Consider the following 14,271-nt stretch of genomic DNA (forward strand, 5'->3'; position numbering starts at 1 on the left):
GGCGGTGCACTAGTTAACGACACAGCACGTAAGTAATCGCTGAGCCTCACCTGACAAGTCGCAACGCACTTTGTGCGTTATTCGTTCGTATACACATCAATGTGCGTCGGAAAACCCGGCGTGCTCAGAGGAGGGTATTTTGACCATCCGCGTCGGAATCAACGGCTTCGGCCGCATCGGCCGTAACTTCTTCCGCGCAATCCTTGCGTCGGGTGCTGACATCGAGATCGTCGGAGTCAACGACCTCACCGACAACAAGACTCTTGCGCACTTGCTCAAGTACGACTCTGTTCTGGGCCGCCTGTCACAGGAAGTTTCCTTTGACGACGAGTCAATCACAGTTGACGGTAAGAAGATCCGCGCACTTGCTGAGCGCGAGCCAGCCAAGCTCCCATGGGGTGAGCTCGGCGCCGACATCGTGATCGAATCCACTGGATTCTTCACCGATGCTGAGAAGGCTAAGGCTCACATCGAAGCCGGTGCAAAAAAGGTCATCATCTCCGCACCAGCAAGCAACGAAGACGCAACCTTCGTTGTTGGTGTCAACGCTGACCAGTACGACCCAGAGAAGCACAACATCATCTCAAACGCTTCATGCACCACCAACTGCCTCGCGCCAATGGCCAAGGTTCTTGATGAGGCATTCGGCATCGAGCGTGGCCTCATGACCACCGTTCACGCCTACACAGGTGACCAGAACCTCCAGGACGGACCACACCGTGACCTGCGCCGCGCACGCGCCGCAGCGATCAACATTGTTCCAACCTCAACTGGTGCTGCTAAGGCTGTTGCTCTGGTTCTGCCACAGCTCAAGGGCAAGCTTGACGGATACGCACTTCGCGTACCAACACCAACTGGCTCTGCAACCGACCTGACCTTCACCGCTGGCCGCGAGGTCACAGTGGCAGAGGTCAACGCCGCGATCAAGGCTGCTGCTGAGGGACCACTCAAGGGTGTTCTGGTTTACACCGAAGACCCAATCGTCTCCTCAGACATCGTCACCGACCCAGCCTCGTCAATCTTTGACGCTGGTCTGACCAAGGTGATCGGCAACCAGGTCAAGGTTGTTTCCTGGTACGACAACGAGTGGGGCTACTCCAACCGTCTGGTTGACCTCACCGTTCTCGTTGGTGAGAAGCTCTGATCCTGCGATCGGTAAGCATTACCCGCCGGGATAGCACCACATCCTGTTGACGAGGCGCCCGCGTGTGTGACAAGCCGTAAGGCACCGGTCACCACGCGGGCGTTTCGCGTCCAACCCCTCACGCACGACCCTTTGGAGAACCCATGAAGACCATTGCAGACCTCGGTGACTTGCGCGGAAAGCGCGTCCTCGTCCGCTCAGACTTCAACGTGCCACTCGACGGCACAACCATCACAGACGATGGCCGTATCCGCGCCGCGCTTCCCACACTCAAGAAGCTCGTTGACGCTGGTGCAAAAATCATCATCACCGCGCACCTCGGCCGCCCCAAAGGTGAGCCAGACGCCAAATACTCCCTAGCCCCTGTGGCTGCACGCCTCAGCGAACTCCTTGGCACACAAGTAACCCTCGCCCAGGACGTTGTCGGTGACTCAGCAAAAGCAGCAGTCGCAGAACTAGCAGACGGCAACGTTGTTCTCCTCGAAAACATCCGCTTCGACGCCCGCGAAACCTCCAAGGTCGACGCAGAGCGCGAAGAACTAGCACGTGAACTCGGCTCACTCGCCGACTTCTTCGTCTCAGACGGCTTCGGTGTTGTGCACCGCAAGCAAGCCTCCGTGTACGACGTGGCACGGGTTATCCCATCAGCCGTGGGTGACCTTGTTCAAAAAGAAGTTGAATCACTACGTAAGGCAACCGACAGCCCAGCACGCCCCTACACCGTGGTCCTTGGCGGATCAAAGGTGTCAGACAAGCTCGGTGTCATCGGTAACCTACTAGGCAAAGCAGACCGCCTCCTCATTGGTGGTGGAATGCTCTTCACTTTCCTCGCAGCAAAGGGTCACTCCGTAGGTAACTCCCTGCTTGAAGAAGACCAGATCGACGCAGTAAAGGGTTACCTCGAGACTGCAGAGAAGAACGGCGTCGAAATCGTCCTTCCTGTCGACATCATCGTTGCACCAGAATTCAAGGCAGACGCACCAGCGACAGTCGTTGCTGCAGATGCTATCCCTGACGGCCAATTGGGCTTGGACATCGGCCCAGAGTCGCAGAAACTTTTCGCGGCAAAGCTCGCTGATTCCCGGACCATTGTCTGGAACGGCCCAGCTGGTGTCTTTGAGTTCGAAGCATTCGCTGGCGGCACCCGCGCCGTCGCTCAAGGTATCGTGGACGCGACAGCAACCGGCGCTTTCTCCGTCGTAGGTGGTGGCGACTCCGCCGCAGCCGTCCGTATTCTCGGATTCGACGAAGCTGGCTTCAGCCACATCTCCACCGGTGGTGGCGCAAGCCTCGAGTTCCTTGAAGGCAAGGTCCTCCCAGGCATCGCCGTCCTCGACGCATAATCTCATTTTAGGAAGGCTATACACGTGACGAACACTCGCACCCCGCTCATTGCCGGCAACTGGAAAATGAACCTCGACCACCACGAGGCAGTTCACACAGTTCAGAAACTCGCATGGGCACTCAAGGACGCCAAGCACGACTTCGACGCTGTTGAAGCAACCGTCCTTGTTCCTTTCACCGACATCCGGTCCGTGCAAACCCTCGTTGACGCAGACAAACTGTCCATCAGTTTCGGTGCACAGGACCTGTCAGCTCAGGTTTCTGGCGCATACACCGGTGAAATCTCACCAGTGTTCCTCGCCCGTCTCTCTGTGAAGTACGTGGCCGTTGGACACTCAGAGCGTCGCCAGTACCACGGTGAAGATGACGCACTGGTCAACGCCAAGACAAAGAACGCCCTGTCACACGGCATCGTCCCCATCGTGTGTGTTGGTGAGCCACTTGAGGTCCGTAAGGCCGCAGAGCAGGTTCCTTTCACCCTCGCACAGGTCGACGGCGCTTTCGACGGAATCTCCGCCGAAGACGCAGCCAAGGTAGTTGTCGCGTACGAGCCTGTATGGGCTATCGGCACCGGTGAAGTTGCTACGCCAGCCGACGCACAAGAGGTTGCTGCAGCTATCCGTGCACGTCTAGCTGAGTTGTACTCACAAGACGTTGCTGACGCTGTGCGCGTACTGTACGGCGGTTCAGTGAAGTCCTCCTCCATCAAAGAATTGATGAATGAGGCAGACGTTGACGGTGCACTCGTCGGTGGAGCAAGCCTCGACCCAGAAGAGTTCGCCAAGATCGTCAACTTCATCGGCTGACACACTCAGTGTTTGGTGGCCCACCTGCATCTGCTGGGTGGGCCACCTAGCATTTCTGGTTCAAAGTGGACTAGTCTTGTCACCGGTGCCGCAAGGACCGCAACTTTGCTTGGTGTCGCCACCAAGCCTCAAGACAAAGGACAGTAATTCGTGGATATTCTGCGCATCACCCTTGAAGTGATTCTCGTTGCCACCTCAGTGCTCCTCATCCTGCTTGTGCTCACGCACAAAGGCAAGGGTGGTGGCTTGTCTGACATGTTCGGTGGTGGAGTATCTACCTCAATCGGTAACGCTGGTAATGCGCAAACCAACCTCAACCGTCTGACTGTCACCTTCGCACTCATCTGGTTTGCCTCCATCGTTCTTCTGGGGCTTTTCCAGAAGATCCTTGTCTGAGACAACAGATCGCGCAAGAACGCCTGTGAGGGCCGGTTAACCAACATGTCGTGTTGGTTAACCGGCCCTCACGTTTCTGTGCATGACAAAGCATTGTGGGACCCAATCCTTAACGGATTGGGTCCCACAATGCTTCTCAGGTGGTTTGCCTTATGTGAGCTGACCAGTTGGGGGAACAACGATGTCTGCCGCAGCAGAAGCATCAACGAGCCATAGAGTTTTCTCTGTGCCTCGCACAGCTGAAGCTGGGGTTGCAACTGGGTCAACACGTGCAAGTGCGCGAGCAACAGCTGGCGCCTTTTCCTCGCCGGCCGCAACAACCCATACCTGCCGTGCACGGTTAATGGTGTCAAACGTCAACGAGATGCGGGTTGGTGGAGGTTTGGGGGAGTCATGTACAGCAACAACCACCCCGCTCGTCAACGCTGTGGGGTGCTCAGGGAACAGCGATGCTACGTGACCGTCTGGCCCCATCCCCAGGAGCAATACATCAAAGAAAGGTGTTACCTCACCAGGCACCGCCTGAGACAACTCATTGGCGTATGCGACCGCCCCAGTTTCGGCCGTCGTATCGCCTTTCGCCGAAGCCATCCGGTGAATGTTTCCTGGTGGAATAGGCAACTGCGACAGCAACGCTTCAGTCGCTTGTCCTTCATTGCGGTCAGGGGAGTCACTTGCGACAAACCGTTCGTCGCCCCACCACACATGGACCACTGTCCAGTCGACACCCATCCGCAACGGGGAGGAGCTCATCTCGGCAAGAGTGGCGATACCCACGGTTCCGCCGGTAAGGACAATATCTACCCGGTTTTGGGTTTGGGCCAACTCGTGAAGCCTCATCAACAGCCGAGCGGCTGTTGCTTGGGCGAGGAATGTGGCGTCTTGATGCAATATGACTGAACGGGTCATGATCAGACCTCCGTATTTGCAGGGGTTTTCTCAGTGATGAGGGGCAATCCGTTGAGTAACACATCGGTGTACACCTCATCAGGGTGCAAACGACGCAGTTCTTCAGCAATACAGTCTTCCAAGGAACGGATAGGCAGGTTAATGCCTTGTTCAGGCATTCCCGGCTGCCGCAGGAGTGCACGCTTCCCGTCAGCGCGTGTGAACTCAATCGTCGACCCGTCTGCTCGGTGCAGTGCAACACGGGTGAGACCAAGAGCTTCATCAATGAACTGGGTGGTGACCTCAGCGGAAAGTTTCAACCCAAGCCACCCCGCAAGGAGGTTCACCGACGGGTGGTTACGTTGACCTTCAATATCGATGCGCTCAATACCCACGTAAGGAGGTTGGTCAAGAACAGAGGCAATGAGACCACGCCACACCGTTGCACGAGTCCAGGCGAGGTCTACGTCCCCAGGCTGGTGGTTCTTGCGCAGAGCATCAAGATCTCCACAAGGATTCGATGACTGCAATGAATCGGTGAGGCGGGTTTGTGCCATAGCGCCCAAGGGCTCTTGAGCGGGAGCAATAGGGGCTTGCCCTGGCCACCACGCAACGATGGGCGCATCGGGAAGCAGAAGCGGCATGATGAGGGTATCTGTGTGGGCCACTTGGTCGCTGTTACCCGTCAACACAATCACCTCAGATGCCCCTGCGTCGCCGCCCACACGGATCTGAGCATCCAGAGTGGAAGTACCATCTGAGGATGCTGCCACAGCAATAATGCGGCAGGGGTGTTCATTGGATGCGATGTTCGCAGCAGCGATTGCATCATCTAACTCATCAACATTGCCAAGAATCACCAGGTTCAGCACGCGACCAAGCGCGATTTGCCCGCCTTCTTCACGGATCTTGACAAGCTTGCGAGCTACTTTACTGGTTGTGGTATCTGGAAGATCAATAATCATGGGGAACTCTCCTCACCCTAGGGACGACGCCAGGTACGGCCGTCACGGCTTAGCATCTGTTCAGCGCTTTGTGGGCCCCACGTGCCGGCACGGTAGGCATCTGGGGTTCCATGGGTTGCCCAGTATTCGGTGATGGGATCCAGGATCTGCCACGACAATTCAACTTCTTCGTGGCGGGGGAAGAGCGGGGGATCTCCCAACAGAACGTCAAGGATGAGGCGTTCATACGCTTCTGGTGAGGACTGGGTGAACGCGTGACCATAGCCAAAGTCCATGGTGACGTCACGAATTTCCATTTGGGTGCCAGGAACTTTAGCGCCGATGCGCATGGTGACACCTTCATCTGGCTGCACTCTGATGACTAGTGCGTTTTCGCCAAGTTTGGTGGTAGCTGTGCTTTCAAACGGCAGGTGTGGTGCCTTCTTGAAGACAATCGCAATCTCGGTGACACGACGACCAAGCCGTTTGCCTGCTCTCAAGTAGAACGGCACGCCAGCCCACCGGCGGTTCTCGACGTCAACGCGAATCGCAGCGAACGTTTCCGTGACCGAAGACGGTGAAATCCCATCTTCGTCGAAGAAACCTTTGACCTTTTCTCCGCCTTGCCAGCCAGCTGTGTACTGACCGCGTGCGGTGTGCGCTTCAATATCCCCAGGCACCCTGGTCGCCGCGAGGACCTTGATTTTTTCGGCAATGAGGTCATGAGCCGAAAATGATGCAGGCTCCTCCATCGCGGTCAAAGCGAGCAGCTGCAGCAAGTGGTTTTGGATAACGTCCCGCGCTGCGCCGATGCCATCGTAGTAGCCGGCACGCGACCCAATACCGATGTCCTCAGCCATTGTAATTTGGACGTGATCCACGTAGTGGGAGTTCCAGATGGGCTCGTACATTTGGTTGGCAAAACGGAGCGCCAGAATGTTCTGAACTGTTTCCTTACCCAGGTAGTGGTCAATCCGGAAAACAGCTTCTGGAGGAAATACCTCTGAGACAACATCGTTGAGTGCTTGAGCTGACGCGAGGTCATGACCAAAAGGTTTCTCAATAACAACACGGCGCCAGGCATCTTCAGCTGATTCCGACAGCCCAGACTCCGCGAGTTGGCGACACACCAACGGGAACGCTGACGGAGGAACAGAGAGGTAAAACGCGTGGTTTCCGCCTGTGCCACGTTTCTCATCAAGCTCACGCACTGTTTGACTTAAGCGACGGAACGCCTCAGGGTCATCGAAAGTACCGGTGACAAAGCGAATACCACCCACAAGTTCCAGCCACACTGATTCACGGAACGGTGTCCGCGCATGTTCACGCACAGCCTTCTCGGCGTACTCCGCGAAGTCGCTGTCGCTCCAGTCGCGCCGACCGAACCCGGTCAGCGCGAAACCTGGCGGGAGAAGGCCACGATTGGCCAAGTCGTAGACAGCGGGGATGAGCTTTTTACGAGCGAGATCACCAGTGACACCAAAAATGACGATGCCACACGGACCAGCGATGCGCGGGAGACGCTGATCACGAGGATCTCTGAGGGGATTGTTTCCGGAGGAAAGAGCAACTGGCTGCACGTGTTTTACACCGTTCTGTCGTCCCGGCGCGTCATTGCGGGCTGCGCCGGGCAAAGTCGTAGAGAGCAGTTGATGAGAACTGGATTGATCTTATACGGCAGGTGCACTGCTCCACATGGCGCGGTCACGATGCGGCCATGTGCCGTAACGTGCCGTTGCATACCTCTCAGCGGCGCATCTACCGGTGAGACAACGATGGGTGGGCGGGGAATATTCCCCGCCCACCCATCATGACCTGCTACATCAGGAAACTATGTGAGGTTCCTTTCCTGATGAAACGAGGCGATTAGCGTGCTGCTGCGATGGACTCTTGTGCCGCAGCGACAACAGCTTCTGGTGTGAAACCAAACTCACGGAACAATGTGGTGGCGTCCGCTGAGGCACCATAGTGCTCGATGGACACGATTCGACCGGCGTCTCCAACAAACTCACGCCACCCCAATCCCAAACCAGCTTCCACGGAAACGCGCGCTTTCACAGAGGAAGGAAGCACCGACTCGCGGTAGTCCTCATCTTGCTCAGCAAACCACTCGACGCAAGGAATAGACACAACACGTGCACCGATACCCTGTTCTTGGAGTGCTTCGCGTGCTGCAACTGCGAGCTGTACTTCTGAGCCTGTTGCGAGAAGCAGAACATCAACGTCACCCTGCGCATCGATCAAGGTGTAGGCTCCACGCTCAACACCTTGTGCTGACGCAAAGTCGGTACCTGTTGCGGCACCTTCGCTGCGATCATAGGTGGGAATGTTTTGGCGTGTGAGAATGATGCCCGCTGGGCGGTCTGTCTTCTCGATGATGGTCTTCCACGCCCATGAAACCTCGTTTGCATCACCGGGGCGGACGACGTCCAACCCTGGAATGGCACGAAGCGCTGATAGGTGTTCGATGGGCTGGTGTGTTGGACCGTCTTCACCAACGCCAATGGAGTCGTGCGTCCATACGAAGATGGAAGGGATCTCCATGATCGCTGCGAGGCGCACGGCGGGGCGCATGTAGTCGGAGAACACCAAGAATGTGCCACCGTAGGCGCGGGTTGCACCATGCAGAACAATTCCGTTGAGGATGGCACCCATACCGTGTTCACGGATTCCAAAGTGCAGCGTGCGTCCGTAAGGGTTTCCGCTGAATGAACGTGTTGAACGGTGCTCAGGAAGGAAGGACGGCTCGCCTGCCATTGTGGTGTTGTTTGACCCGGCGAGGTCCGCGGAGCCACCCCACAGTTCAGGCAGTACTGGAGCAAGAGCCGACAGGATCTTACCGGAGGCGGCACGGGTTGCCAATGCTTTTCCAGCTTCGAAGACAGGCAGTGCGTCGGTCCAGTTTGCTGGAAGTTCACGTGCTGCCAGTCGATCGAAGAGTTCAACACCTTCGCCACCGTTTGCACGCCACGCCTCATACGCGGCGGTCCAGGCGGTGTGTGTTTCTTCTTGACGGCTGGCTACCGAGCGAGTGTATTCCAGAACATCGGCGTCGATGTGGAATGTTACTTCTGGGTCAAGTCCGAGTGCTTCCTTCAGTCCGGATACTTCGGAGCCACCCAACGCTGAACCGTGGATACCACCGGTGTTTTGCTTCGTGGGGGAGGGCCAACCAATGATGGTGCGCAGTGCGATGATGGAAGGCTTGTTCGTGACCTTGTTTGCTTCGCGAATAGCGTTGTAGAGGCCGTTGACGTCTTCAGCGTATTCGGTCCCACCCTGGGTCCAGTCCACACGTTGTACGTGCCAACCGTATGCCTCATAGCGAGCCAGTACATCTTCGGAGAATGACACGTCAGTGTCATCTTCAATGGAAATGTGGTTCTGGTCGTAGATGACAACAAGGTTGCCTAGTTCTTGGTGGCCAGCAAGAGAAGACGCTTCGGACGTCACGCCCTCCTGGAGGTCGCCGTCACCAGCGATAACGTACACGTTGTGGTCAAATGCGGATTCTCCGTCAGCCGTTTCTGGGTCGAAGAGTCCACGTTCCCGGCGAGCCCCAAATGCCATACCTACGGCTGATGCGAGTCCTTGGCCCAGTGGGCCTGTGGTGATTTCCACGCCTTCGGTGTGCCCGTATTCGGGGTGTCCAGGTGTTTTGGAGTTCCAGGTTCGCAGCGATGCGATGTCGTCCATCTCAAGACCGTACCCAGCGAGGAAGAGCTGTAGGTAGATGGTGAGTGAGGAGTGCCCAGCGGACAGGACAAAGCGGTCGCGTCCAACCCAGTTGGGGTCTGCGGGGTTGTGCCGCATAACTTTTTGGAAGAGCAAATAGGCGGCTGGTGCGAGGGAGATTGCGGTTCCGGGGTGCCCGTTACCGACTTTCTCCACGGCGTCGGCAGCGAGTGCCTTGATGGTTTTGACGGCGCGGTCATCCAGTTCTGACCACTGGAGATCTTGAGCTGCAGGGGTGAAGGCGTTCACCAATCCTCATTCCTTCCGGCAGGGTCCGCCGGAATTTGTCTGTGTGAAACTGTCACGTGATCGTTGCCGAAGCGGTCTCTGGACCAGAGTAACAAATCTGATTTTTGGACTCCGTGTTCCACGGCTCTGCGGAACGTTGGAACGTATGAGACGCGCGCACTGCCATTCTACCGGGCTGGAATCGTGAATGTGAACGCTAACATTGGCGAATATGTGCGATGAGATAGGACTTTCGACCAACGTCACACGCCACATCATTCGCTAAGGAACACCTCAGCACTACTATGGAGGAGAAGCGCTTCAGAACCTGCTTGAGACCAGAACGGAACTCCGAGACGCGTGCATAACACTCACCAGGGCAAGACCGAGGCTCTATCACCCCCGGCGCCGGGCACAGTGATCAAGCCATCATCACACTCACGGATGTCGGCGCTTCGCGCCAAAGCAGGCGCTTATCTTGCGTTAACTAAACCCAGAGTGATCGAGCTGCTTTTAGTCACCACGTTCCCCTCGATGATTCTGGCTCAAGGCGGTTTACCCGACCTCGTGCTGGTCCTTAACACCATGGTGGGTGGGGCCCTCGCGGCAGGTGCCGCAGGAGTTCTCAACTGCTACATCGACCGTGACATCGACGAAGTCATGAACCGCACAAAGCGGCGTCCTTTGGTGACTGGTGAAGTAAGTCCCCGCGAAGCTCTGATCTTCGGGTGGGTTCTCACCGTCTTGTCACTCGTGTGGTTTGTTCTCCTCGTTCATGTGCAAGCTGCTCTTCTTACGGCCGGCGCGATCGCCATATATGTCGTGGGCTACACCATCATTTTGAAACGCCGCACAGCGCAAAACATTGTGTGGGGCGGACTCGCTGGTTGTATGCCCGTATTCATTGGGTGGTCAGCAGTCACCGGGACGCTTTCCTGGGGCGCCGTGATGCTCTTCCTCGTCATTTTCTTCTGGACACCACCGCACTACTGGCCGCTGTCCATGAAGTTCAAACGGGACTACGCCAATGCCGGGGTACCTATGCTCCCCGTTGTGGCAGATACCAAGCGTGTCGCTATGGAGATGATCGCCTACACCGTGGCGATGATCGCTGCTTCGCTGGGTGTGTGGTTCTTTGAACGGGACAAGATGACATGGGTGTACCCCATTGTTGCCCTTGTGCTGGGCTTGTGGTTCTTGTGGATGTGCATTGACATGTACCGCAAAGCCCGTAGCGGAACCACGAAAAAGGTGGGGGAGATGAAGGTATTCCACGCCTCCATCACGTATCTCACATTGCTCTTCCTCGCTGTTGCCGTGGACGTTTTCCTCCCTCTGTGAGGGTGACATGAGTCAGCCCCTCTCAGTCAGCACAACGCAGTGCGTCGAAAAGTACCTGCAGCACCTCGCTGTTGAGCGAGGGCTGTCAGCGAATACTCGCGCCGCCTACCGGCGTGATCTTGAGCGATACTGCACGTACCTTGAGGAACAACACCTCACACTCGATGCCGTCACTCCACAGCACATTGACGACTTTTTAGTATCCCTTCGCGAAGGCACGGCTGAGCGGCCTGCTCTGAGTGCCTCATCAGTCGCTCGCCACCTCGCATCACTGCGAGGACTCCATAAATACGCTGATCTAGAAGGTATGACCACAGGCGACCCCGCGCATCGCCTCACCCCACCTAAACAACCTCAACGGCTACCCTCTGTGTTGAACCCCCATGATGTTGCGCTCCTCCTCAACGCTCCCGATGCCACTACCGTCACCGGAATACGGGATCGTGCACTCTTGGAATTTCTCTACGCCACGGGCGCGCGCATCAGCGAAGCAATCACCTTAGACCGCGACGACGTGTTCGAAGATGATGGCATGATGCTGGCCCGGGTAACAGGAAAAGGAAATAAACAACGGATCGTGCCGGTGGGAAGTTTCGCGTGGAAAGCGCTGGGAGCCTACCTCGTGCAAGCGCGCCCTCAACTTTCTTCAGCTGGCCAAGGGACACCTGCACTCTTTGTAAACACACGTGGGCGGCGCTTGTCGCGTCAAAGCGCCTTTGGTGTAGTCACTGCTGCAGCGCAGCGCGCGCAATTACCTGCTGATCTCTCTATTTCTCCTCACACACTGCGTCACTGCTTCGCAACACACCTGCTGGCCGGCGGGGCTGATATTCGTGTGGTCCAAGAACTCCTTGGCCACTCATCGGTCACGACCACCCAGATATACACACATGTCACACCAGATGCTTTGCGACAGGTATACATGACCTCACACCCGCGAGCTTTCGCCCCAAACGCCACTGCATAATCATCGTGAGACACAGCTACTTGGCAATGTGGCGGATACGACGCACCATGAAGGTGTTTTACTCCCGCGCATTGGTGGAACACTGTTGTAACGTGAACGTGTGACAAGTGAGCCACTGTTCGCAGCCAGCCAGGACACCCCGGACTACGACCCGGTAGGTCGTCCCATCCCTGAGTTTCCCGTGCCCGCACCGCTGACATCGCATGGCCCCGCGCGGATCATTGCGATGTGCAACCAAAAGGGTGGCGTAGGGAAAACAACCACCACGATCAACCTCGCAGCGGGTCTTGCTGAGCTTGGGCGGCGTGTTCTGATCGTGGACTTCGATCCACAAGGTGCTGCCTCAGTTGGGTTAGGGGTTGCCACCCATGAACTAGATGCCACCATCTACAACCTACTTGTCGACCGATCCTGGCCCGTTGATGAAGTCATCGTCCCAACTGACGTACCTGGCTTGGACATCCTTCCTGCCAATATTGACCTATCAGCAGCAGAGGTACAGCTCGTCGGTGAAGTCGCCCGAGAATCTGTTCTCACCCGGGTTTTGCGCCCCATCATGGACGACTACGACGTCATTCTCATCGACTGCCAACCATCATTGGGTCTCCTTACCGTCAATGCGCTCACTGCAGCGCATGGTGTTCTCATCCCCTTGGAGTGCGAGTTCTTTGCTCTACGTGGGGTTGCGCTTCTGGTTGAGACGATTGAAAAAGTGCGTGACCGCCTCAACCCCCGTCTCGAAGTTGATGGCATCGTCGCCACAATGTTTGATGCCCGAACGCTGCACGCACGCGAAGTCATCGCTCGTGTTTACGAGGCTTTTGGTGACACCCTCATGCACACCGTGATTGGACGAACCGTGAAGTTCCCTGACGCGTCTGTCGCAGCGGAACCCATCACAAGTTACGCCCCGACCCACTCCGGTGCTCAGGCCTACCGGCAGCTCGCCCGGGAACTCATTACACGTGGCGACGCTGCGTGACATAGATGCAGGGGAGGAGGCAACTTCGCCCCCTGCGATGGGTGAGTTCCACGTACACCTCGAGAACTTTTCTGGGCCTTTTGATCTGTTGTTATCTCTTATCGCTAAGCACAAACTTGACCTCACCGAAGTGGCGTTAGCCACGGTCACCGATGAGTTCATCGGATATTTGCGGGCTGCCCGTGCAACAGGAGAAGGTGACGAACTCATTGGGGGAGACGCTCGAAAAAACTTAGGTTTAGCGAGCGAATTCCTCGTCGTGGCGGCAACGCTCCTTGACTTAAAAGCAGCACGTTTACTTCCCACTCACGCTGATGATGACGAAGACGCCATCGCGCTACTGGAAGCGCGCGACCTACTCTTCGCGAAGCTCTTGCAATACCGCGCATACAAGCAACTTGCGAATGTTTTTGATGAACGCCTCGATCTTCAGCAACAACACGTGCCGCGCTCAGTTTCACTAGAGCCCCACTTCGCGGCGCTCTTACCCGAACTTGTGTGGACGACCTCCGCCGATGCGCTACGAACAATTGCCTTGCGAGCCCTGGACCCAGCCACAAAAATTGTGGAACGTCCAGTTGTTTCTGTCGATCACCTGCATACATCTGCGGTGACTCTGGACACTGAAACGCCACTGGTCTTGGCGATTCTGCGTAAAACAGGAACAGCACAGTTCACCGAACTCATTGCCGGTGTTGCTGATCGACTCACTGTGGTGGTCCGTTTCTTGGTGCTGTTGGAACTTTTCCGAAACGGACTGATCAGCGTGTCCCAAGAGTCCGCAGCGCATAGTGTTGTCGTTACCCTCCTTGCACCGGGCACACAGGATGTGTCCGAAACCAGTATTGAGATGGACACTTATGGTGCGTAGTGATCTGGACCCAAGCATTCTGTCAGCCTGCGAAGCTGTATTAATGGTCGTGGACGCCCCCGTGCTCGCACGGGACCTTGCCGAAAGCATCGGGCTGGAAGCTGACGAGATCGTTGAGTACCTCACCTACTTGCGAGACGAATACGCCGGATTTCATGACGGAAGGCGCCGAGGGTTCGATCTACGCGAAACAGGGGCAGGCTGGCGAATTTACTCAGCATCTGAGTACTACGAGGTAGTCAGCCATTTTGTGAGAGCTGGTAAGACCGCTAAACTCTCTGGGGCTGCGTTGGAAACTCTTGCCGTGATCGCTTACCGGCAACCGGTGACCCGTTCAGCTATTCAATCTATCCGTGGTGTGAGTGTCGATGGTGTGGTGCGTACACTAGTGAGTCGCGAGTTGATCTGTGAAGCTGGGGTGGAGCCTGGCACCGGAGCGACGCTCTACACCACCACGTCACAGTTCCTCGAGCGCATGGGGCTGCAGAGCATGAATGACTTGCCGCACCTCGCACCCGCGCTGCCCGACATAGCAGAGATGGAAGAACTCGCTCAGCGAGTGGAGTCCAGCGAGCACGGCACGATAGCCACAACAACGGACTGACCGTTCACTGAAGGAGTACAA

General features: G+C 56.5%; 13 protein-coding genes. 9 read left to right on the top strand and 4 right to left on the bottom strand.

Going from position 1 to position 14,271, the window contains the following annotated elements; all coding sequences use genetic code 11:
• Nucleotides 1-139: 139 nt before the first annotated feature.
• The 4 genes from gap (at nt 140) to secG (ending at nt 3,690) form a co-directional block, all read left to right on the top strand.
• Complete coding sequence (gene gap, locus G538_RS0113150; RefSeq protein ID WP_029069659.1) at nt 140-1,144, top strand: type I glyceraldehyde-3-phosphate dehydrogenase; 1,005 nt, start codon at nt 140-142, stop codon at nt 1,142-1,144.
• Nucleotides 1,145-1,287: 143 nt separating this feature from the next.
• The gene (locus tag G538_RS0113155; RefSeq protein WP_029069660.1) at nt 1,288-2,487 is read left to right on the top strand and encodes a phosphoglycerate kinase; all 1,200 of its coding nucleotides are present in this window, start codon (nt 1,288-1,290) and stop codon (nt 2,485-2,487) included.
• Between the two features lie 24 nt (nt 2,488-2,511).
• Nucleotides 2,512-3,294: a triose-phosphate isomerase gene (gene tpiA / locus G538_RS0113160; protein WP_029069661.1), complete on the top strand. Its 783-nt coding sequence runs from the start codon at nt 2,512-2,514 to the stop codon at nt 3,292-3,294.
• Nucleotides 3,295-3,444: 150 nt separating this feature from the next.
• Nucleotides 3,445-3,690 carry a preprotein translocase subunit SecG gene (gene secG, locus G538_RS0113165; protein ID WP_029069662.1) on the top strand — a complete coding sequence of 82 codons (246 nt, stop codon included), beginning with the start codon at nt 3,445-3,447 and terminating at the stop codon, nt 3,688-3,690.
• A gap of 150 nt (nt 3,691-3,840) precedes the next feature.
• On the opposite strand, the gene pgl is transcribed toward secG, so the two are convergent.
• From pgl to tkt, 4 genes are all read right to left on the bottom strand, one after another.
• Nucleotides 3,841-4,599 carry a 6-phosphogluconolactonase gene (gene pgl / locus G538_RS0113170; protein ID WP_029069663.1) on the bottom strand — a complete coding sequence of 253 codons (759 nt, stop codon included), beginning with the start codon at nt 4,597-4,599 and terminating at the stop codon, nt 3,841-3,843.
• Nucleotides 4,600-4,601: 2 nt separating this feature from the next.
• Nucleotides 4,602-5,543, bottom strand: coding sequence for a glucose-6-phosphate dehydrogenase assembly protein OpcA (locus G538_RS0113175; protein ID WP_029069664.1), 942 nt, complete (start codon nt 5,541-5,543; stop codon nt 4,602-4,604).
• A gap of 17 nt (nt 5,544-5,560) precedes the next feature.
• On the bottom strand, nt 5,561-7,102 hold the full coding sequence (gene zwf / locus G538_RS0113180) for a glucose-6-phosphate dehydrogenase (RefSeq protein WP_029069665.1): 1,542 nt from the start codon (nt 7,100-7,102) through the stop codon (nt 5,561-5,563).
• A 286-nt stretch (nt 7,103-7,388) separates the two neighbouring features.
• Nucleotides 7,389-9,506 carry a transketolase gene (gene tkt, locus G538_RS0113185; protein ID WP_029069666.1) on the bottom strand — a complete coding sequence of 706 codons (2,118 nt, stop codon included), beginning with the start codon at nt 9,504-9,506 and terminating at the stop codon, nt 7,389-7,391.
• Nucleotides 9,507-9,929: 423 nt separating this feature from the next.
• Between tkt and G538_RS0113190 the strand changes: the two genes are divergently transcribed.
• The 5 genes from G538_RS0113190 to scpB all read left to right on the top strand — a co-directional run bounded on the left by G538_RS0113190 (nt 9,930) and on the right by scpB (nt 14,250).
• Complete coding sequence (locus tag G538_RS0113190; RefSeq protein WP_035834467.1) at nt 9,930-10,826, top strand: heme o synthase; 897 nt, start codon at nt 9,930-9,932, stop codon at nt 10,824-10,826.
• 7 nt (nt 10,827-10,833) lie between these two features.
• On the top strand, nt 10,834-11,793 hold the full coding sequence (gene xerD / locus G538_RS0113195; RefSeq protein WP_051197210.1) for a site-specific tyrosine recombinase XerD: 960 nt from the start codon (nt 10,834-10,836) through the stop codon (nt 11,791-11,793).
• Between the two features lie 100 nt (nt 11,794-11,893).
• A complete protein-coding gene (locus G538_RS0113200; protein ID WP_029069669.1) occupies nt 11,894-12,775 on the top strand; it encodes a ParA family protein in 882 nt (293 codons plus the stop codon).
• Complete coding sequence (locus tag G538_RS16935; RefSeq protein WP_245566868.1) at nt 12,759-13,646, top strand: segregation and condensation protein A; 888 nt, start codon at nt 12,759-12,761, stop codon at nt 13,644-13,646. The genes G538_RS0113200 and G538_RS16935 overlap by 17 nt, the downstream gene beginning before the upstream one ends.
• Nucleotides 13,636-14,250 carry an SMC-Scp complex subunit ScpB gene (gene scpB, locus G538_RS16940; RefSeq protein WP_035834355.1) on the top strand — a complete coding sequence of 205 codons (615 nt, stop codon included), beginning with the start codon at nt 13,636-13,638 and terminating at the stop codon, nt 14,248-14,250. The genes G538_RS16935 and scpB overlap by 11 nt, the downstream gene beginning before the upstream one ends.
• The last annotated feature ends 21 nt before the right edge of the window (nt 14,251-14,271 follow it).

Origin of the sequence: Jonesia quinghaiensis DSM 15701 (genome assembly GCF_000423205.1) — a bacterium.
In the GTDB taxonomy this organism is placed as follows: Bacteria; Actinomycetota; Actinomycetes; order Actinomycetales; family Cellulomonadaceae; genus Jonesia; species Jonesia quinghaiensis.